Below are 20645 nucleotides of genomic sequence, written 5' to 3' on the forward strand. Positions count from 1 at the left end.
GCCGCTTTCCGTGTAATATCGCCGCCTTTGATGTTTGCAGGGATTTTACATAATGACGGATTTAACCTTGAGCCGTCGCCAACCCTCTGTTTGGTGGGGCGCGATGATTATCTGCGGCACGGTGGTGGGTGCGGGTATGTTCACCTTGCCAATTGTGATGGCCGGTGCATGGTTTGGTTGGGCGCTGCTGCTGTTATTGGTGACGTGGGGCGCGATGTTGCTATCCGGTTTGCTGTTTATGCGCACCAGCCTGCATTACCCACAGGGTTCGGGATATGACACCTTAACTAAAGACCTGCTGGGTCGCGGTTGGGCAACGCTTAACGGTCTCAGTATTCTGTTTGTGCTGGGCATCCTGACCTATGCCTACATTTCCGCCAGCGGTCCGGTGTATCAGCACTCGCTCAACCTGGCGGGGTTGCCGCTCTCCACCGCCGGTGCGAAAATCACGCTAACGCTCTGCGTTGCCGCCGTGGTGTGGCTCGGTACCACTGGCGTGAGTCGTTTAATGACCTTCTGCGTACTGGCGAAAATCCTGCTATTGATCCTGCTCTTTGGTGGTTTGCTCACGCAGGTCAGTTTGCCTTCGTTGATCAGCGCGGCGCCAGTTGGGGAAAGCTATTGGCCTTATGCTCTCGGCGTATTACCGTTTTGTCTGGCGTCTTTTGGTTATCACGGCAATATCACCGGGCTGGTGAGTTATTACGATGGTAACAAACGGCATATCACTCAAGCGCTGGTGCTCGGCACCCTAATGTCGCTGGCACTCTATCTATTCTGGGTTACCAGCACCATGGGCAATTTGCCGCGCGCGGCATTTCCTGCAATCGTGCAGCAGGGTGGCGATATCGCCGCGCTTATGGCGGCGCTGAGCAATCATCTGCACGTCAGCGCACTGGCATTGATGATGTCGATCTTTTCGCATTTCGCTGTGATTGCGTCCTTTCTCGGCGTTACAGCCGGTCTGTTTGACTTCATCGCCGATCGTTTAGGCTGGGGCAATTCTCCAGCTGCACGGCTGAAAACCGCCTGCCTGACCTTTCTGCCACCCTTGATGGCGTCATTACTCTGGCCACATGGCTTTGTCGCCGCGATTGGCTTCGCAGGACTGTTTGCTACGCTTTGGGCCGTGTTTATCCCGGCAATGCTGGCATGGAAAGCACAACAGCGTTTTGCCGGGATGCCGCGTTCCACGCTTCCGATTGTGCTTGTGATGATTTTCGGTGTGCTGAATATCGTCGCCTGGTTACTGAGCTGGGTGGGCTGGCTGCCCACCTTCGGTGGCGCTTGATTTAACGCAATTCAATCTCACCTGCTGATTGAAGGGGGTGTTTATTGGGTCATTCAAAGCCAAAAGAAACACCGATTAAAATGCCATTGAACGCCAGCCTCGTGGCGTGTCATTGCCGGTTCGTGCGGCCAGTGATTGTGCCGCACGTTGTGAACGCGCCATTACGGCTTGCTGGTTGATCTGAGTAAATTCGCCATTTCGCAGCAAATGCGCACCGTCAACAAATACATCACTGACTTCATGACCTAATGCGGAATATACCAGCGATGAGACTGGGTGGTGGATGGGTGTCATCGCCGGATGCGAAGTATCAACAATAACCACATCCGCGCGCTTACCGACTTCTAATGAACCGACCAGATGATCAAGACCAATGGCTCGGGCACCATCAATGGTGGCCATCTCCAGCACCTTCTCCGCGGTCATAATGGTGGGATCGCGGTGTACCCCTTTTTGCAGGAGTGCGGCAACTTTCATCGCCTGAAAAAGGCTGTGATTATTGCTACTGGCAGGGCCGTCGGAGCCGAGTCCCACCGTCAATCCAGCCGCCAGCATTTCAGGTATGGGAGGCACGCCGGACGCGAGATATAAGTTACTGCATGGATTGTGCGAGACGCGTGTGTCGTGATGTTTTAGCGCGCGGATATCACGAGAACTGCACTGCACACAGTGCACGGCCAATACATCAGAACCAAGGAAACCGATATCACTCAGGAATTCGGTGTCTGTTCCCTGAAAACGCAGTTTGGCTTGTTCAATTTCAAAATCAGTTTCCGCCACATGCGTAGTGATGAGTACGCCAGTTTCATTGGCTAGCTCACGGGTACCGCGCAGCACTTTCTCATCCAGAGCCCAAATCATACTGGGTGCCAGGCCCACTTTGACGCGGCCGTCGGCTTTATGATATCGATGAATAACCTGACGTGCGTCTGCCAGCGCGGCTTCCGGCGTTTCGATAAGTGCTTCAGGGATGCCATGTTCAGCGCCAGTGGTCAGGAATCCACGGCATACATGACCGCGAATACCACTGACCTCAAAAGCTTCAATGACTTTTGCGGTCAAACCCGGCCGGGGATGAGCATACATAAAATCGACCAGAGAAGTGACGCCTGAGCGCAGAGACTCCATGCAGCCGTGCAGGGCTGCGGCATAAACATCCTCTTCCGTTAACGCGACAGCACTCGGTCCGGTCATACAGGTAAACCATTTTTTCAGCACCATGTCGTCGCCCAACCCTTTTATGAGCGTCTGAAACAGGTGCGTATGCGTGTTGACCATACCCGGAATAATAATGCGTTGACGGCAATCGATAACCTCTGCCTCAGGATATTGCAGGCTGAGCGTCTCGCGTGTTCCGATGGCACGGATATGCTGGCCTTCAATCACCAAACTGGCTTGTTCCAGGATTTCACGCTGTGGGTTCATGGTGATAATCCAGCCGTCGGACAATAAATAACTCATCAATCACACTCCAACTGCTGTTGTAATTGCGATGCCTGAACGACAAAACCGAAGCACTGTTGCACGTTGTACAGCGTGGCGTCGCGGCAATAAGAGGGTGAAGTGGTTGCGCTGCAATCCTCAAGAAGCAGGCAGTCATAACCCCGGAAGTTAGCGTCTTGAAGGGTGCAAAGCACACATTGATCGAGGTTCACGCCAGCAAACAGCAGTGTTGTCATGCCAAGGTTACGCAGAATGCTGTCGAGTTCGCTGTCATGAAAGCCGGACATACGATATTTGTTGATGCGGATATCGCGTGAGTCCGGCGTTAACTCTTCAACAATTTCAGCCGCCCAACTGCCGGCTTCCAGCACAGGCGCACCGGAAAGGGGGAGAGGATCACCTAAGCCAACGCCATCGCCATAGGGGTTATAAACATGCAATAGCGCAGGGCTGAGATTGAGCTTATCGGGTCGATTACCCCAGTTAAGCCAGATCACCGGCACCTCAGCTTGACGCAGTACCGGTAGCAAATGTTGTAGCGGCGCGATGGGCGCGCGTGCAGGCGTGATATCAACCCCGATGTGGCCAAGCCAGCCATTGGGATGACAAAAATCGTTCTGCATATCAATCACGACGATCGCGGTGTGCTGCAAATCAAAAATCACAGACCTTTCGCCAGTGCTCAGCTCGACCGGGCGTGAAACTTGCGTTGGTCGACGTGTATCAATGAGTTCTTTTGAAACACGCCATTGGTTAAATCGGTTGCTGCCCAATACGTTTAACCCCATTTCAGGCTCCCGTCAGAATACGCAAATCTTCACTGTCTAATGTGACAGGGTCACCGCTGCGAATCAGTTCGGAAAAGCCCTCGTTTGGTGTCATGACCGTCAGCGTATACAGCTTTTCAGTTCCCGTATTACGTATGGCATGATCGTTACCTGGATGTAACAGCAGTGAATCACCTTTCCTGATCACCAACTCGTCATCATTACAGCGCGCCACGCCTTCGCCATGAAGAACATAGAAAAACTCATGGGCAGTGGCATGTTCATTAGGAGGCGTCGCGCCGCCGACGTTAAAGATCTCTACAACAAAGATATTCTCAATGCCATCGAGGGTTTTATCGCACAGGATGGCGAAGTAGTTGGTGCTGTCCGGACTAATACGGAAAGCCTGAACATCTTTCAGATTATTGAAACGAAACGTTTTCATCATTATTCCTTTCGATAAGGCTGCGTCAGTGCGCCGGGTTGTAATGTGCGTCCCACGACACCTGACATCGCCAGAATCGTGAGCAGATAAGGCAGAGCGAGCAGCACCTGCGGTGGCAGCGTGTTTTCAAACAGCTGTAAAGAGAGTTGCAGTGCATCAGCCGCACCAAAGATAAAGGCGGCGAGCAGGGCTTTTAGTGGGCTCCAGCGGCCAAAAATCACAATAGCAAGCGCGATAAACCCTTGACCACTGACGATATTGTCGCGAAACAGGCCAATTTGCGCGGTGACCAGATAGCCACCTGCTAAACCCGCTCCGACACAGGAAAACAGCACGCCCCAGGTTCGGATTTTCAGTACGTTCAGGCCGGCAGCATGTGCAGCTCGCGGGTTTTCTCCAACGGCGCGCAGCGAAAGACCAAAGCGCGTATGAAACAGACAATACTGTGCCAATACGGCCAGAATCAGCGTGAGGTAAAGGGGCAGCGGCTGCTGGAACAGAATCGGTCCAACGACGGGAATGGATGAGAGCACCGGAATATGCCAGGGCTCCAGCATAGGAATGGTTGGCGACGACCCATTGCCCATCACCAAGGCATAGATCCACGATGCAAGCCCGGCAGCGAGAATATTAAACACAATGCCAACCACGACCTGGCTGGCATGTGCGCGCAGATAGAGCGCGGCCAGCACACAGCCAACGATCAAGCCGCCAACGCCACCCGCGATAAAACCCAGCGCCGTGGAACCACTTTCAACCGCCATCATGTAACTGGCCAGCGCGCCAAGTAAGATGGTGCCCTCAATGCCAATATTGAGCACGCCGGAACGTTCGGAGTAGATTTCACCTAGCGCAGCAAGTAGCACCGGTCCGGCAAGTCGTACCGCGGCGGCAAGCCAGCTGATAAAGAACGCGGTATCGAGATTAGCCAGCAAATTCATGATTGCTCCTCCACAAATGGACGGCTGGATCTGCGTAAACCCGGTAAGTTAATGCGGTAGTAGCGCAGCAAATCACCGGCAAGGATTAGTAACACCACCAGACTTTGCAGGATCAACACCACCGATGTGGGTAAACCGGTTTGGCGCTGCATGGCACTGCCGCCCACTTCGAGCCCGCCGTATAAAATCGCAGTAGGGATCACCAGCAACGGATTCAGACGCGCCAGCAAAGCGACGACCACGCCGATAAAACCCACCCCTCCGGAAATGCCATCCATTAAGCGATGTTGAACGCCAAGCACCGCACACAACCCGGCAAGCGCAGCTAATCCTCCGCCGAGCAATACGGCCCCCATCTGACGACGGTTAACATCAACTCCGCTATAGCGTGCAGCACGTGGATTCAGGCCAGCAATTTTTATTTCAAAGCCCGCCGGCGTGGCACGCAACAGCCAGTAAACAAACAGGCTAGCGACCAGAGCAATGGCGATTCCCCAATGCGCACGCATACCGTTCATCACAAAGGGTAACCAGCTATCGGCGGGCAAACGTGGCGTTTGTGGAAGGTCGCCCGGGGCACGCATCGGTCCGGAAACAAGGAATTGCACGATGAATAACGCAACGTAATTTGCCATTAATGAAATCAGGACGTCGTTGCCGCCGAATTTGACGCGAAGCGCACCGACCCATCCGGCCCAAATGGCACCCGCTAGAAACGCGGCCAATAAAACCATCGGCCAATACAACAGAGGGGGGATGGCCCACGGAAAACCCTGTGGTGTACCTGAAAGCGCGATCCAACTGGCTGCTGCAGCGCCCAGTAAAAAGCAACCCTCAAAGCCGATATAACCCAGTCCAGCTCGCCATACCACAATGGTCGCCAGCGCGATGAGCATGAGTGGCGTGGCCTGGACTATGCTCAGACCAAGACTGCGCAGAGAGCCGAATGCTTCATTGAACAGGAAACCATAAGCTGATAGCGGGTTACCGCCGAAGGGGATAAACAACAATCCCACGATAGCGAAAGCGGCGATAATGCCGCAGATACTGGTCAGCATCAGCGCGCCAGTCGATTCTGCAGGGGCGAGACGTCTCTCAAGCAGCTTCTTCACGTTCGCCTCCTTTTTGCAGATGAGCGCCCGCCATAAGCTCACCCAGTTTTTCTGCTGTTGCTTCATGAGCAGGTAGTTCGCCCGCGATTTGTCCGCTGTACATCACGGCGATGCGATCGGACAGGTTAAGAATCTCTTCCAGTTCTGCGGAAATCATCAGAATGGCGCAGCCGCGATCGCGCGCCGCAATTAACCCTTGCCACACGCTCTCAATCGCTCCGACATCCAATCCACGTGTCGGTTGTTCAACCACCAGTAAGCAGGGATCGCTCGCTACTTCTCGTCCTAGTATTAATTTCTGCAAATTTCCGCCAGAGAGTTTTCCCGCTTCGAAATCCGCATCGGGTGTGCGTACAGCGAAACGTGCAATAATATCGCGGGCATGCTGGCTGATGCGCTGTCGGTCCAGCAACCAACCACCTGCCCGAGTGAAACGGTGTTGGCGGCCTAACAAGGCGTTGTCAGTGATTGATAACGCTGTGACTGAACCGACGCCACGACGATCGGCGGGGATAAATCCCATCCCTTTATGACGACGGACTGCCGGGGAATCCTCGCTGATATCGGCCCCATTTAACAAAATGCGCCCGGCCTCCAGCTTGCGCAGATTGAGTAATGCTTCAGCAAGCTCGGACTGGCCGTTACCTTCGACCCCAGCAATGCCCAGAATTTCTCCGGCTGCAACCTGCAAAGAAACGCGCCAGATTTTTTGCTGACCGCTGGCATCCCGGACCGCAATATTGTCGACATGCAATACCGTTTTACCCGGCTGACAGGGGGATTTCTCCACGCGAAGTATCACATCACGGCCCACCATGCGGCGGGCCAAATCGCGCTCTGAAGTGTCATTGATATCGACCGAATCGATCATCCTGCCGCCGCGCATCACCGAAACATGATGGGCGATAGCCATGATTTCATACAATTTATGTGTCACGATCACGACGGAACGCCCTTCAGCGCACAGTGATTTTAACGTGGCAAACAGGCCTTCTTTTTCTTGTGGCGTAAGCACTGCAGTGGGTTCATCAAGAATCAGTACCTGGGCGTCGCGGTACAATAATTTGAGGATCTCAACGCGCTGCTGCACGCCAATGGGTAAATGTTGCACGCTCGCCCAGGGATCGATGGCCAGACCGTGTTTGTCAGATAGCGCCTGTAACCTCTGAGCCGCGGCTTGCAGATTGAGCGCACCACTACGATTCTCTTTCAACCCCAGCACCACGTTCTCGACCACGGTCATTGGCTGTACCAGCATGAATTCCTGGTGAACCATACCGATGCCGCAGTGGATGGCATCACTTGGATCGCGAAAACGCCGGGGTAATCCATCCACGACAATCTCACCTTCATCTGCCTGATACAGGCCATACAGAATCTGCATCAAGGTGCTTTTACCTGCACCGTTTTCTCCCAGCAAGGCGTGGATTTCACCGGCTTTTATGCTGAGTGAAACGCCATCGTTGGCCACGACGCGAGCAAAGCGTTTGGTGATGTGATTGAGTGCCACGCGAACAGGTGCTGTTGCTGTCATAACAAGTTCCCGCCGATTAAACAGTTGGTTTCAACGCGCCACTGTCGAGCTGCTGCCAAATGGTCTGGAATTTAGCCCATGCATCCGCGCTGACGAGTTTGCTGTTGTAGTGTTCATTGCCGCTGACCACCGACCAGGCTTTACCCACCGTTGGATGCCATTCATCACCCCCTTTGAAGGTTTTATTGGCGACTGACTCTCCGACTTGTTCAACCATCCAGTCGAGGTTCTGACGGAAGCTGCACGCGACATAATCTGGTGCGACATCACGCTGATCGACATAACAACCGATGGCCTTCACTTTACCCGCGGCAGCGCCTTGCATTGCGCCTAAGCCGGTCACATCAGCGGCATGCCAAATGACATCTGCTCCATTGCCAATCATGGTGGTGGCCGCTTCACGGCCTTTGGCGGCGTTGTCATAATCGCCAGTGACCACACCCATACCTTTGATGCCGGGGCGGGTCTTTTCTGCAGCCTGAATGAAGGCCCGCATCATGGCTTGCTGAGTGGGGTTATCGCCTCCGCCAACAAAGCCGACGGCTTTACCTTTATCGGAGATCAGTGCCGCCAGTGCCCCTGCAGCATAGGCGCCTTGTAAATACGCGAGGTTGACGTATTCAACGTTACCAGGTGATTTCTCACCAGGTTTGAACGTTGAGGCGAAGAAGTAGGTTTCTGGGTATTCCGGCGCAATTTCGGCAAATGCGGAACCGTATTCGAAGCTGTGACCAATGATCAGGGTGTAACCATCGTCAGCGTAACCTCGGATCACTTGTTCCATTTGAGCTTGCGGTACGCTTTCACTGTAGGCGACGCTAAAACCGGCCTTTTTCAGGCTCTGTAATCCAGCAAATGCCAGTGAACTCCAGCCACCATCGGCAACAGAGCCTGGCAGCAGCAGGGCAATTTTTATGGTGTTATTCGCAGCCATTGCGCTGCGCGACAGCATGGGAGCCAGAGCCGGTAACAACAGCGCGCCAGCCACTAATTTCGCAAATTTTCTGCGGGATACGTCTGCCATCATGTGTTCTCCTGGTGTGGTTTTGTTGTATTAATTACCGGAAGAGCATTATCTTAAAAGCATCATTTTTCGCACTTACCGATGACTTAAAGGCAACGCAGAGGAAAGCATGCTTCAGCACCGTTTGTTTATCTATATCGACCAAATAGCGCGCAGTGGTTCGATTCGCAAAGCCGCTGAGCGTTTACATATTTCGGCCTCAGCCATTAATCGCCAACTGATTGCGCTGGAAGAAGAGCTAGGCACACCCTTGTTCAAGAGACTGCCACGTAAGATGGTGCTAACCGCAGCGGGCGAAGCCTTGATTCATCACGTGCGTCAGAGTTTTAAAGAAATTGAAATAGCGCAGATGAAGATTGAGGAATTGAAAGGACTGCGGCGCGGTGAAGTCACAGTAGCAATGATGAGCGGGCTGGCAGCCAATCTCATCCCCCTTACGGCGGCGGAGTTTCGCCGTGCTAATCCACGAGTGAAATTGCATCTTCAGCAACTCACCACGGGTGAAAACATCACCAATGCAGTAGCAAGCGGTAAAGCAGATTTGGGGATTGGGTTTGATTTTGAACTGCAGCCTGTGCATCGAAAACTTGCCAGTGTACCGGTGCGACTGGGGGCCGTGGTGGGCACCGGTCATCCACTGGCTGAAAAAGCCAGCCTACGTCTTAGTGACTGTCTGCCTTATCCCGTGGTGATTGCTGATAAATCTATGGTCATCAGGCCATACTTGAATGAGGTTTTCGCGCGAGCATCGATCAATCTGCAAACAGTCATCGAAACTAATTCCATTGAGGTGATGCGCCAGTCAGCGATGATGGACCAGACGCTGACTTTCCTGACACCGATTGATATCGAATCAGATCAACGAAGCGGGCGATTGATCTATATCCCGGTCCGTGAGCTTGCGCAGCATACACAGACGCTGATGTTGATTGGTCACGATCGCGGAACAAGCGCTATTGGTAGCGTATTTGCGGAGACACTAAAAGGTATGATGTCGACGTTGCGTTAGCGTTGAGGGCATCCGTCTGTTTGCCCTCAACGTCTGCTTAAACCTTCTTTGATCGGAAGGCAGTTTCACCTTTGAGGAAGTCCAGGTTAAACGCTTGCACCTCACGAACCAGGGTGATTAAGGCTTGTGCTGCACGGTCGGTGGCAATCTGACCCCGTTCCGCATCTGCAGCGGCTGCATTGCCTGTGGTGCCTGAGAGATGAAGGTCTTGTGCCATCCAGCCGAATCCTATACCGCCTTCAGGTTTGAGTATCCCGCCACTGGCCTCCAACGCCACTGAGGTTGAGACGAAATCATCAGCATATGCCATCTGCACCAATTCGGGATGCAGATGCAGCATCATACTGGTCTCTGATTCTCCACCGTGAATGCCGTGCTGCATCTCTTTTTCGCTATACAGGTCTGATGCATCAATTGTCCGGAACCAGCTGGCCCCAACGGCAAACATCCCCAGTTCGATGCGCAGTTGACGGCAAACAATCTCCATTAATTGCGGTTGGCCGCCGTGGGAATTCCAGAAAATGATTTTGCGAATGCCCGCCCGCCAGGCGCTTTTTGCTACTTCAAACCACACTTTGCCCAGCACTTCATACGGCAGTGAAAGCGTACCAGGATAAGCCAGGTGTTCGTCTGATTTGCCAATCGGCAGGGCGGGTAACACCAACATTGGCAGGTCGTCGGGCATGAGTTTAACGGCGCGTTGAATTATGCCCGCATTTATGGCGGCATCCACGCGTACCGGCAGATGTGGACCATGCTGCTCAACGGCTCCAATCGGTAAGACAGCCACTATGTTTGCCATATCGAGTTCACTAAATTCCCGAGTGGAAAGATCCCACCACCAGGGCGAAGACGGTTTTACCATGTTAACCTCCATTTTTTAGCTCAACATAGCGGGTTGCCACTGCAATGGAAGCAACAAAATTCGTACTGATCGTTGCCTTTAAGTCATCCTTCCTGACAAGGTGCTCTTCAAAATCTCACTGAAAGCGGCACACGTTTTGGCTTTGCTGCTGTCATGATCAGGCCCCTGAAGCAGGATAAACTCTGCCTGCGGAAGCGAAGGTCATTCCCGGCGGCCCTGCGGGCCGCCTTCAGTTTCATTTTTGATTCTTGTCTGTAAACGCCTGGTAATTTTCCTTCGTGACGGTCTGATAGGGCACCCAGTTATAGGCTTCGGTTTTCTTGCCGGTTAGCATATCGCTTGCCACATTAACTGCGCCAATGGCCTGGCCTTTCGCATCCTGGAAAATGGTCACCGCCATTTTGCCATTCTTGATGAATTGCAAACCATCCGGTGTGCCATCAATGCCAGCCACTAACACATCGCTCTTCTTCAGCTGATCCAGTGCCATAATCGCACCGATTGCCATCTCATCGTTGTTAGCAACAATGGCGTTGATCGAATTGCCATCCTGTAACCAGGAGAGGGTTTTATCGACGGCTTCATTGCGTTGCCAGTTAGCGGTCTGCTTTTGAATGACTTTAAGACCTGGATGGGCGCTGACATAATCTTCAACGGCTTTAGTGCGTTGGCGAGCTTCCTCGGTAGAGAGTGAACCCATCAGGATGGCGATGTTCCCCTGGTTGTTCATGCGTTTTGCCAGCGCTTCAATCTCCATTTTTCCACTCAAAGCAGAGTCGGAGCCAACGTAAGCCATCTTACCGCTCAGGGGCACTTCAGGTTTACGGTTGACGAAAATCAGAGGGATGTTGGCTTTCTTTGCTGCCGCAATCACAGGCATAACACCTTGCGTGTCTACCGGGTTCACGATAATCGCGTCGGCACCCTGATTAATAAAATCATCAACCTGCTGGATTTGCAGTGAAACATCGCCTTTGGCATCGGCAAACTGGCTATTCAATCCTTTCTCTTTCAACTGCGTTTCCATTTGACTGCGAAGGATTGAAACAAAGTTAAGATCCAGATTAGCCAGAGCAACGCCCACCATATACGTTTTGGCTTGCACGACAAACACACTGAGCAAACCACAGGCGATTATTATTGCTTTGATTATATTCATGTTTGTATCTCTGTAAGGTGGATAGGGCATTTGTGCACCCGGGTGCAATAAATTGCGTATCAACACACAGTGCTGTGTATATTTTTCGCTGTGACCCTGAGCGCTTAACATTACTTTCAGATGAGGTTAGAAATTAGTCAACGCGCTAAAAATTGATTCCTTCATCTGGATCACAAAATTTGGGCGAAGCATCCTAAAAAGAGAATAGAAATGCTACCGGGTGCAAATTTTTCTGGCAATGCTCCGTTTGTTTATGACGGGCTTAAGTTACAACATCCAATAAAATCACTGAAAGATGCGCATCAGTAAGCCACTGCGTCGATTGAAGCTAAACAGCAGTTTATCGCGCGCATCTAAAGATCTGTCATCGGGGGGCAGTTAAAGATTACATAGGTATTGATAAACTTCAGCATCGCGTTTATCTGGCGTGAATCGAGAGCACTGCCGGCATTGGTGAGAGATAACCCGATATTGCTTCAACAACCCAAGTTCGTTCAGGATGCGCAGCCAACCCCTTGAGCCATAACACTTCTGCTCATAGATTTTTTCGCGAATGCTTTTCACGTCCACACGTAGTAGGGAGGCTTCAAGATTGCTGTAATCCGGATGCAGCTTGTTCTTCCCTACCTTTTTGAACAAGAAATTACGCACATAAAATGAGGCCACATTTGCCTTAACCTGAATGAATATATCATCCACTTTTTCAACAAATATGGTGTAAATCATGATCTTGAGATAAAGCATAAACACCAAATTGTCGCTATCTGATTGGTATTTTACTGAGAGGGTGCCTAACTCAACCACTTTGCGTTGTTCCAGGCGCAACGCGTCAAGTTCTTCACGAAACAACGTGGCACAAGGGATGTTGTTTTCATGGCGGCCTATCACGCTGATGGTGCCCAAAATATCTTGTTCTTTTCTCGCGAGGAATAGGGTGCTGTTAGGATTAAGAAGACCTTCGTTGTAGAGGAAAATAGAGCGGCTGTCTTTAACTATGCCAGTGCGGCGATACTCGCCGTTGGTCATTTCCATTCCTTTGAGAAACTCTATAAAACCGGTGGCAGGTGCAATGCTGATCCTGTCATCAATATCATTAAGTATTTTGCAGATTTTATGCGTTCTCTTATTAAGTACGCCATCAGATATCGCACTGCTAATAACTGATTTCCTTGATAAATACACGGTATACCTCAACCTATCCACGTTAAAGTATCGCTAATATAATAAACAAAAGTGAACAATGGAATTACTTTGAGATGAAAATTTAGATCCACTTATGTGTTTTGCTAGTTGGATATGGCTTAAACGAAGAATTGGACTGATTCGCGAGATAAATGTGATGAAGCCCTACATTTTAGTGGGTTTACATATTAGCAGGGTTTATTGATTTTGGTGGTGGCGAGCGGAGGTTATAGGGTTGCCCGGCAAAAAAGTGCCGGGCACTACATGGCTAGTCTTCAATACTGCTTAACAGCGCATTTTGAATGATTTTCTGGGCTTTGAGTGGATTTTGTTCACTTTGCGCCGCTTGCAATGCGGCAATATCCAGCTTATCCAGGGCACGGTAAATATGCTTCAGGAATCGAATCGACAGATTGGCGGCTTCAACATGGTCTTCGCGGAAGGGAAATTGGTCCAGTTGCCATACGCCATCCCAATTATTGATTTTGAGCACATAGAAGAACTCAAAAATTTCTGTCATGTGCACTGTGCCGACAACGAGATCGTCATCCCAACCACGTAAGTTATCGTTCACGTCCATCCCAAACAGTCTTCCACGATCAATAATCAGCTGGGCTGAGTCCGCTGGTGATTCACCGGCAAATAGCGCGTGGCCAAAGTCCAGCAACACGCCGACGTTATCGAGTCCAATATCTTCAATCCCTAGTAAGGTGCGTGCAGCGGAATCCCAGGTCATTTTAACGCGTGGTTCACGCGGTTTATACTCGATGGCAAATTTGACATCAGGATTGGCACTCGCCAGTTCGCGCATGCCATCAACCGCCAGTTTCCAAAGATTTTTATGATCAACCTGGAAGGGATAATCCCATCCATCTTGTCCCGGCCAGATTTTCACATAATTAGCACCCAATTCCCGCACGACTGTGGCCGCTTCATGCATCAGGTCGAAGGCCTGTTTGCGCAGTGCGGGATCAGGATTAGTAAAGGCACCGCGAGAAAAGCGGCGCAGATAGATTTCAGGCGTCACGCCAATCGCTTTCAGCCCAGCCTGGCCTAAGGCTTCTTTAACCTGAGCAACGGTAACACCTTCAGTAAAGGGATAGGGCACATCAACATACGATAAGTCTTCAACACTGCCAGCCAGTTTGATCTGGTCTAGCGTGCTGAGCGCCGGACCGTATCCGTCGACGGCATAACGATCTATGTAGTTAGCAAAATGCCACAAACCGGCACCAAATTTCGGGTAGGTGTAACCACTCATAAGACATTCTCCTTAGGGATTAGGGTAATCCGAGGCGCTACAATAATGTATGAATATATATTCACTAACGGTTATATATTCCATTCTGCGCCTTGAGCTTCTTGCTTAACCAGCATTGAGTGAAAAAATTGAGGGTGGCCTCACACAAAATTTGTGTGTCTGAAGTGATAAAGGAATCGGGAAAGACATTATCCGTGCACAATTAAAATCAACAGGTGCTACCTTGCTTAATCCTGCGGCAATCAGTTTCCGCCACTCCAGCCTTAAACACGTTAACCTGAGGTCATTCATCATGATGTCTCCCCCAATTCAGCTTGGCCCGACTAAAGCACCGATAAAATTTACCCAGGTTGAACCCGTTTTTCTCTCCGACGAAACTATGCTGGAGCGAAAAAATAAGGTTATACAAGGGATGGTCGACGGCGGTTTTGATGCGCTGGTCATTTATGCAGACAAAGAACACGGCGGGAATTTTGAATACTTAACAGGGTTTATCCCGCGTTTTGAAGAGGGGCTGTTGATCGTTGATGCCAATGGAAAATGTACCGCTATTCTCGGGAATGAGAATCTCAAACTGGCTCGCTTTTCACGCGTATCTGTCACGTTGCTTCACTGCCCGTTGTTTTCGCTGCCTAACCACCTGTCTCTCAGCGTGAAGAAATAGAGCGCACTGATAGCGAACATCAGGGCTTAATTTGATTACGCCCGCTGCGTTTTGCCAGATAAAGAGCTTTGTCGGCGTCCTGTTTCAGCTGGTCTGCTTCGCCTGTTTTACCAGTTGACGTCAGCGTGCTGTAGCCAGCGCTGATGGTCACTACGCCAGCTGGAACATCTGAGCTTTCATGTGCAATGCCGGTTTCTGCAACAAATCTGACCGCGCGCTCAGCCACTTTTTTGGCATCAAAGGCTGAGGTGCTGGGCAGAATGATCGCAAACTCTTCACCGCCATAACGTGCCACGATATCGCCTTGATAATGCACGCTATCCTTTAACGCCAGGCCGACATCCTGCAAACACTCATCACCCGCAACATGCCCGTAGGTGTCGTTATAGCGTTTGAAATAATCGATATCGATCATCACCAGCGAGAGCGGCTCAGCGTGCTTTTCTGAACGAAGCAGGGCTTGCTCCAGCAGAGCATCGAACTGACGGCGATTCGCCAGCCCGGTCAAACCATCGACCAACGCCAGGGATTGCAGCGTATGGTTGATGGTGGTCAGTTCATCACGAACATGGGTCAGTTCAATTTGATTACGCACATTGGTACCCACCTGACGCAATACAAAGACGCCCATGCCGGTAATGGTTAAGAGCAGCACAATGTTGAGCAAAACATTCGTCAGGTTGGCCGTCATCCACTCCATGCGAAGCCGGTCACGGTCATAGCCAGCCGTCACAATCAGTGGATAACGCTCTAGTCGAGCATAGCCGAACACACGTTCAACACCGTCGAGCGTCGAACGCCAGGTCGCGCTGCCGCTCGACGCCGATTTAAGCTCGGTTTGAAACAGCGGGCTGCCGGAAAGGGTCCGGCCAATATAAGAGTCAGGAAAAGGGCGAATATAAAGGGCCGTGGCATCCGCCAGGATCAATCCCAACGCATCTTTATCGCCAAGCGTGTAGTAGCTGTAGTACTGCCGGAAATAATCCACTTTGACCGTCGCAAGGGCGACACCAGCAAAATTCCCCGCATTATCATTTAGGCGTACCGAAACAGGAATCACCAGATCACCGGTGGAGCGACTGCGGATGACATGGCTGATATGGATATCCAGACTGGGATGCGTCCGATGCCAGACAAAGTAATCACGATCGGCGTTACTGGCATTGGTTGGCGTGAAGTTGCCCGATGAAGCCACCCAATGTCCCTTGGTATCGTAAACAAACAGTCCGTGCAGCTGAGGGAGCTTGCTTTGCTGGTCTTTGATTTGATGCAGGAACTGCGGTGTTGCAGCAAAGCTGTTGCCGTTTTGACGTAACTGGCGCACAGCATCCGCGAGGGTAATATCAACCTGTAAAAAGGCATCTTCAGCTTGTTTGGCTAATGAGAGCGAGAGATTGCGTGCATCCTCTTCTTTTTCTGTCAGGTGTTGCTGCCAGGAGTGCCAAAGAGACCAGGCATTAATAGCCACCACCAGTAAACTGATGGAAAGCAGAAATACGGCCATACTTCTTCCAAGAGAAGTCTTTAGCAGACGAGGGGTGCTATCTGAGAGGACACTTTTACGCATTGATACTCTTTGTGCATGCTGAAAAGGTGGGCAGAGTGGATAGGGATATTACAGGATTCATGTAACTGTCATAAGCTGAGTAAAGAAAATTTTATGCATTTGTGGAATAAATCTGATGAGCGAGAATTGGCGCCGTAGAAGTGAGCATCAGAAAGCCCAGCATGATGTGTGGTGTGCATCAAAACATACAATTTAACATAATCATGATTATGCGCACTTTGATTGTAGTGGCTAAATTCAGATGTCCGCCTCGGGGGTGCGGACGATTTCCTGGACTCTCAGGAGATAAGTTATGTATTCCGAAGCGGATCGCCTTCGTGCAATCGAGCTGTACTTTAAATATGGCAAAAAGATCGTAGCCGTTGTTCGTGAGCTGGGTTATCCCACAGAACGTCATCTCAGACGCTGGATAGAAGCATGGAAGGCAGGTGACGGTACTATAAAGAGTGTTAAGCGCAAACCACGCTACTCCACTGCGCAAAAACAGGCTGCTATTGATCATTATCTAACACACGGGCGTTGCCTGGCCTTCACGTGCCGTGAGCTGGGCTACCCCTGCACCGCAATACTCAACTGCTGGCTGGATGAACTTCTGCCGGGAAAGCGTCGTATCATGACCAGCACCTCAAATCCTGCAGCGCCCTTTACATCAGAGGTTAAGCGTAAAGCCGTTGGTGAGCTGTGCACGCGTAACAAACCCGCCCGGGAAATCGCTCAGCATGTGGGTGTCAGCCGCCAACTGTTGTATATGTGGAAGGATGAACTTGTTGGTGACGAGGCCTATCGTTCAATGCGCAAACTCAAAACAGCATCCGAAACAGAAGATATCGATAAGCTGCGAAATGAGCGGGACAGGCTCAGGCAGGAAATCCAGCGGTTACAGATGGAACACGATATCCTGAAGAAAGCGGATGAAATAATAAAAAAAGACCCGGGCATCAGCGCAGGTCTCCTGACAAACAGGGAAAAGACTAAGGTCGCTGATGCCCTGAGAGAAACATATCCGCTGTCGGCGCTGCTAAGCACACTGAGGCTCGCCCGTAGCAGCTATTTTTATCACCGCGCTGCGCTGCAGGCCGGTGATAAGCACGCTGTTGTTCGTGTGACCCTGGCCGGTCTCTTCCACACCAACTACCGGTGTTACGGCTACCGCCGCCTGCACGCCATGCTCCGTCATGAAGGCGTCCGGCTCTCTGAAAAAGTCGTACGCAGGCTGATGTCAGAAGAAACACTTGTTGTGAGCAAAGCACGCCGCCGACGCTACAGCTCGTACTGTGGAGAAATCGGCCCAGCCCCTGATAATCTTCTTGCGAGAGACTTTAATGCAGTGCTGCCCAATCAGAAGTGGCTGACGGATATCACGGAGTTCCAGCTGCCTGCGGGTAAAGTGTGGCTGTCACCGGTGGTGGACTGCTTTGACGGTAAAGTGGTTAGCTGGTCGGTAGGCACAAGGCCAGACGCAATGCTTGCAAACAGCATGCTGGAAAGTGCGATCGAGACGCTACAACCCAACGAACGCCCGATCATACATAGCGATCGTGGCGGGCATTACCGGTGGCCGGGGTGGTTACAGCAAATATCCTCCTCGGGGCTCACTCGTTCAATGTCTCGTAAAGGGTGCTCGCCAGATAATGCGGCATGTGAAGGGTTCTTCGGGCGGCTGAAAAACGAGATGTATTATGGTCGCAACTGGTCTGGTGTAACGCTTGAAGACTTCATGAAGAAGGTGGATGGTTACATCCGCTGGTACAATAGTCATCGGATCAAGCTGTCGCTGGGTGGAGTGAGTCCAGATATGTACCGGCAAAAACTGGGGTTATTATAATAAATCAGTCCAGGAAATCGTCCGCACCCCCCTCTGGCTATTTTGAGAGGTCCGCTTTATCGTCCTTTTTTTCAGGGTTTCCCGGCTGAGGACGCAACTGATGACGGCTTACGGTTCGGAGTGCTTTACGATGAATGAAGTTGACCGCCTCAAGATCCTGCAGGATGTCATTGATGGCAGGCTCACCACTTCGCTTGCATCACAACGACTTGGCCTCATGGACCGCCACTGCCGGCGTCTGCTTGCGCGCTACCGCGAGTCTGGTGCAGCCGGTCTAACCGATGCACGGCGTGGAAAGCCCGGCACACATCGCATCGATGAGAGTCTGCGCCACCACATCCTGACGCTGCTACGTGTAAATTACGTGGGTTTTGCCCACAAATTACCGCAGAAATGCTTCAGGTACTTTCCGAGATTGATAAGCGGCTTACTTCACCCAGTCTTCCAGCACCAAACCCGGTACCCTCGCAAATTCCCTGGTATTATTTGTCACCAAGATAACGCCGGCCGCAATGGCATGGCCGGCAATCGCCGTGTCATTTGGGCCTATCGGTGTTCCGGCTGCGCTTAGGGTGGCCTTAATTACAGCAGTGGCGTCCACCGCCGCCCGATCCCAGGGCACAATCGCATCAAGTCGGGCGCAGAATTCGTCAACCAGTTGACCATGACGCGGCGAGGCTTTCTTTCCAATAGCACCAAAGCGCATTTCTGCGTAAGTAATAGCCGAAACTACAATGCGATGGTTGCGCAGCACCGCTTGTTCAAGCCGTCTGATCACGTCCTCCGGTTGCTCGCGCATAATAAACGAACAGATACAAGTATCCAGCATGTAGGTTTTGTTCACAGATCAAATCTTCCCTCATCACTGACAACATCCCCGCGATCCATCATAAAATCCGGGTCCGCTTTCTCAAGCTGCATAAATGAGCCCCAGGTCGGCCGTACGGGACGCAGTATGATGCTGTCACCTTCCCGGACAATCTCTAACTCACTCACCCCTTCAAAATCCATATCGCGTGGCAAGCGAATGGCGCGGTTATTGCCATTTTTAAATACAGAAACAGTTCGCATGATCAATCCTCCTGAACGGACTTCCGGCACGGTGCCGTCTCCGGCTTTATGTTTTGAGCTTTATCACTCAGCATATGTCTAGTATATGCCCAGCTTTGACATATGTATATGCCCTGTTCTCTTCTTTAGAAAAACATCAGAATGTGACATACGAAGCCTTAAGTTCCGGGTGACATTAGCAACACGAAAGACATTTCTTGTTTTCATTTTTACCACTGTGGGTAAAGAAACGTGAAGTAACTTACGCACGCGCACGGTTCCACTAACCTTGGTAGTACGCGATCTTTAACCTGCCGGGGAAACCATCATGTCGAAGACGAGTTTACTGCTGAAGACGCCACTGCTGCTGTTGACCATTTGTTCAATAATGAGCCTTAACAACGTTCGTGCGGCTGAAGAGCCCCTGTTCCAGCCTTTATCGCCGAAGGTCTCAGACCTCACTCAATATCGCTGGCACAACCGCCCTCTGGTGATCTTTGCCCCATCAAAAACAGATCCTGCTTATGTCGCGCAGATGGCGATGCTGGAGAAGCAGAAAGCGGAACTGGCCGATCGCGATATCATTGTGTTCAGTGATACTTCACCCACAGCCAATGGCACTTTGCGTAAGCAACTCAATCCGAAAGGATTTGAAGTGGTGCTGGTTGGAAAAGATGGTGGAATGAAACTACGTGAAACAACACCTCTGAATACTGAGGTGTTGCTCTCAACCATTGATAAAATGCCCATGCGCCAGGCCAAACTCAATGAATGAATTGGACGGGTTCACTCGACGTCCAGCAGTGAGCCCGTCTTATAAAAACGTTTCCCGGCGATGTAATGCAAACTGCGCATCTCGTCTGGTGCGTCCTCGAATAACCAGCGCCCTTCTTTAAACACCCGGCTATCCGCCCAGGCACCCTTGATTTCACCGATGAACAAATCGTGGTCGATCTGATTTTGTTCGATAGGTATCAACTCGCAGTACAACCAAGCCGCACAGCCAACCACCAAAGGGAGATGACTTTCCGGTAACTGGAAGAACTCGACGCCAGCTGTGGCTAGCTTATCTGACTGCTCAGTGCGGGAATGCGTACCGAGATAATGAACCATCTGCGCCTGGCTGACGGTTGGGACATGTATAACGAATTTCAGGCTTTGCTCAATCAACTTACGCGTGAAGGTGGATTTATCCAGCACAACCGTCAATTTTGCCGGTTTGAACTCTAATCCACATACCCAGGATGCAGACATCACATTGTCAATCCCGTCATGGCGGGAGGAAACCAAGGTCGTTGGGCCATGGTTGATCAGGCGATAGGCTTTTTCCAGCTCAACAGATTCAATATTGGCATTCATAGATTCATTTCATCGCTCAAATTTCAAAGGCCTTTATTGTCGCCTGGTCAATTCGACTTTGCCAATCTCCAGCCATCATCAGGGCAAATCCACTGCACCCCACGAGTGCAGTGGTTGCTCCATCTTAAGCGTTTATGACGGCGTCAT

Annotated in this window: 19 protein-coding genes and 2 pseudogenes; 6 read left to right on the forward strand and 15 right to left on the reverse strand. The window is 51.2% G+C overall.

Annotated features, from left to right (window positions below; all coding sequences use genetic code 11):
- Positions 1-52 precede the first annotated feature (52 nt).
- Positions 53-1291, forward strand: coding sequence for an aromatic amino acid transporter (locus AC6I8L_RS21920; protein ID WP_058961024.1), 1239 nt, complete (start codon positions 53-55; stop codon positions 1289-1291).
- A 75-nt stretch (positions 1292-1366) separates the two neighbouring features.
- Here the strand turns inward: AC6I8L_RS21920 and AC6I8L_RS21925 are convergent, their stop codons facing one another.
- The 7 genes from AC6I8L_RS21925 to AC6I8L_RS21955 are packed head-to-tail and all read right to left on the reverse strand — an operon-like array spanning position 1367 to position 8560.
- Positions 1367-2752, reverse strand: a complete 1386-nt coding sequence (locus AC6I8L_RS21925; protein WP_058961023.1) for an amidohydrolase family protein — start codon at positions 2750-2752, stop codon at positions 1367-1369.
- On the reverse strand, positions 2752-3522 hold the full coding sequence (locus tag AC6I8L_RS21930; RefSeq protein ID WP_058961022.1) for a cysteine hydrolase family protein: 771 nt from the start codon (positions 3520-3522) through the stop codon (positions 2752-2754). The genes AC6I8L_RS21925 and AC6I8L_RS21930 overlap by 1 nt, the downstream gene beginning before the upstream one ends.
- A gap of 1 nt (position 3523) precedes the next feature.
- A complete protein-coding gene (locus AC6I8L_RS21935) occupies positions 3524-3946 on the reverse strand; it encodes a cupin domain-containing protein (RefSeq protein ID WP_034830140.1) in 423 nt (140 codons plus the stop codon).
- 2 nt (positions 3947-3948) lie between these two features.
- Complete coding sequence (locus tag AC6I8L_RS21940; RefSeq protein ID WP_058961021.1) at positions 3949-4887, reverse strand: ABC transporter permease; 939 nt, start codon at positions 4885-4887, stop codon at positions 3949-3951.
- Positions 4884-5999, reverse strand: coding sequence for an ABC transporter permease (locus tag AC6I8L_RS21945; protein ID WP_058961020.1), 1116 nt, complete (start codon positions 5997-5999; stop codon positions 4884-4886). The genes AC6I8L_RS21940 and AC6I8L_RS21945 overlap by 4 nt, the downstream gene beginning before the upstream one ends.
- Positions 5983-7533 carry an ABC transporter ATP-binding protein gene (locus tag AC6I8L_RS21950; RefSeq protein WP_058961019.1) on the reverse strand — a complete coding sequence of 517 codons (1551 nt, stop codon included), beginning with the start codon at positions 7531-7533 and terminating at the stop codon, positions 5983-5985. Before AC6I8L_RS21950 ends, AC6I8L_RS21945 begins: the two co-directional genes overlap by 17 nt.
- Before the next feature lie 16 nt (positions 7534-7549).
- Entirely contained in the window at positions 7550-8560 is a 1011-nt protein-coding gene (locus tag AC6I8L_RS21955) for a BMP family protein (RefSeq protein ID WP_034830133.1), read from the reverse strand.
- A gap of 106 nt (positions 8561-8666) precedes the next feature.
- Here AC6I8L_RS21955 and AC6I8L_RS21960 point away from each other — a divergent pair, with 106 nt between their 5' ends.
- The gene (locus AC6I8L_RS21960) at positions 8667-9566 is read left to right on the forward strand and encodes a LysR family transcriptional regulator (protein ID WP_058961018.1); all 900 of its coding nucleotides are present in this window, start codon (positions 8667-8669) and stop codon (positions 9564-9566) included.
- Between the two features lie 37 nt (positions 9567-9603).
- Here the strand turns inward: AC6I8L_RS21960 and AC6I8L_RS21965 are convergent, their stop codons facing one another.
- The 4 genes from AC6I8L_RS21965 to AC6I8L_RS21980 form a co-directional block, all read right to left on the reverse strand.
- Positions 9604-10431: a creatininase family protein gene (locus AC6I8L_RS21965; protein WP_058961017.1), complete on the reverse strand. Its 828-nt coding sequence runs from the start codon at positions 10429-10431 to the stop codon at positions 9604-9606.
- A 235-nt stretch (positions 10432-10666) separates the two neighbouring features.
- Positions 10667-11590 carry a substrate-binding domain-containing protein gene (locus tag AC6I8L_RS21970; RefSeq protein ID WP_058961016.1) on the reverse strand — a complete coding sequence of 308 codons (924 nt, stop codon included), beginning with the start codon at positions 11588-11590 and terminating at the stop codon, positions 10667-10669.
- Positions 11591-11968: 378 nt separating this feature from the next.
- Positions 11969-12616: an N-acyl amino acid synthase FeeM domain-containing protein gene (locus AC6I8L_RS21975; RefSeq protein WP_058961015.1), complete on the reverse strand. Its 648-nt coding sequence runs from the start codon at positions 12614-12616 to the stop codon at positions 11969-11971.
- 424 nt (positions 12617-13040) lie between these two features.
- The gene (locus tag AC6I8L_RS21980; RefSeq protein WP_058961014.1) at positions 13041-14033 is read right to left on the reverse strand and encodes a sugar phosphate isomerase/epimerase family protein; all 993 of its coding nucleotides are present in this window, start codon (positions 14031-14033) and stop codon (positions 13041-13043) included.
- Between the two features lie 292 nt (positions 14034-14325).
- Here AC6I8L_RS21980 and AC6I8L_RS21985 point away from each other — a divergent pair.
- A pseudogene (locus AC6I8L_RS21985) lies at positions 14326-14670 on the forward strand (Xaa-Pro aminopeptidase); the annotation flags it as partial.
- Positions 14671-14716: 46 nt separating this feature from the next.
- Here the strand turns inward: AC6I8L_RS21985 and AC6I8L_RS21990 are convergent.
- Positions 14717-16201 carry a sensor domain-containing diguanylate cyclase gene (locus AC6I8L_RS21990; protein WP_058961012.1) on the reverse strand — a complete coding sequence of 495 codons (1485 nt, stop codon included), beginning with the start codon at positions 16199-16201 and terminating at the stop codon, positions 14717-14719.
- Between the two features lie 355 nt (positions 16202-16556).
- On the opposite strand from AC6I8L_RS21990, the gene AC6I8L_RS21995 reads away from it, so the two are divergent.
- Together AC6I8L_RS21995 and AC6I8L_RS22000 are read left to right on the forward strand one after the other, a co-directional pair.
- Complete coding sequence (locus AC6I8L_RS21995; protein WP_498014742.1) at positions 16557-18089, forward strand: IS3 family transposase; 1533 nt, start codon at positions 16557-16559, stop codon at positions 18087-18089.
- Between the two features lie 100 nt (positions 18090-18189).
- A pseudogene (locus tag AC6I8L_RS22000) lies at positions 18190-18391 on the forward strand (helix-turn-helix domain-containing protein); the annotation flags it as partial.
- A 125-nt stretch (positions 18392-18516) separates the two neighbouring features.
- On the opposite strand, the gene AC6I8L_RS22005 reads toward AC6I8L_RS22000, so the two are convergent.
- The gene (locus AC6I8L_RS22005) at positions 18517-18933 is read right to left on the reverse strand and encodes a type II toxin-antitoxin system VapC family toxin (RefSeq protein WP_045832538.1); all 417 of its coding nucleotides are present in this window, start codon (positions 18931-18933) and stop codon (positions 18517-18519) included.
- On the reverse strand, positions 18930-19160 hold the full coding sequence (vapB, locus tag AC6I8L_RS22010; protein WP_045815538.1) for a type II toxin-antitoxin system VapB family antitoxin: 231 nt from the start codon (positions 19158-19160) through the stop codon (positions 18930-18932). The genes AC6I8L_RS22005 and vapB overlap by 4 nt, the downstream gene beginning before the upstream one ends.
- A gap of 307 nt (positions 19161-19467) precedes the next feature.
- On the opposite strand from vapB, the gene AC6I8L_RS22015 reads away from it, so the two are divergent.
- Positions 19468-19914 carry a DUF4174 domain-containing protein gene (locus tag AC6I8L_RS22015; RefSeq protein ID WP_058962155.1) on the forward strand — a complete coding sequence of 149 codons (447 nt, stop codon included), beginning with the start codon at positions 19468-19470 and terminating at the stop codon, positions 19912-19914.
- An 11-nt stretch (positions 19915-19925) separates the two neighbouring features.
- Here the strand turns inward: AC6I8L_RS22015 and AC6I8L_RS22020 are convergent, their stop codons facing one another.
- Positions 19926-20498: a flavin reductase family protein gene (locus AC6I8L_RS22020; RefSeq protein WP_058962156.1), complete on the reverse strand. Its 573-nt coding sequence runs from the start codon at positions 20496-20498 to the stop codon at positions 19926-19928.
- Positions 20499-20645 lie beyond the last annotated feature (147 nt).

It is taken from the genome of Type-E symbiont of Plautia stali (assembly GCF_059731115.1).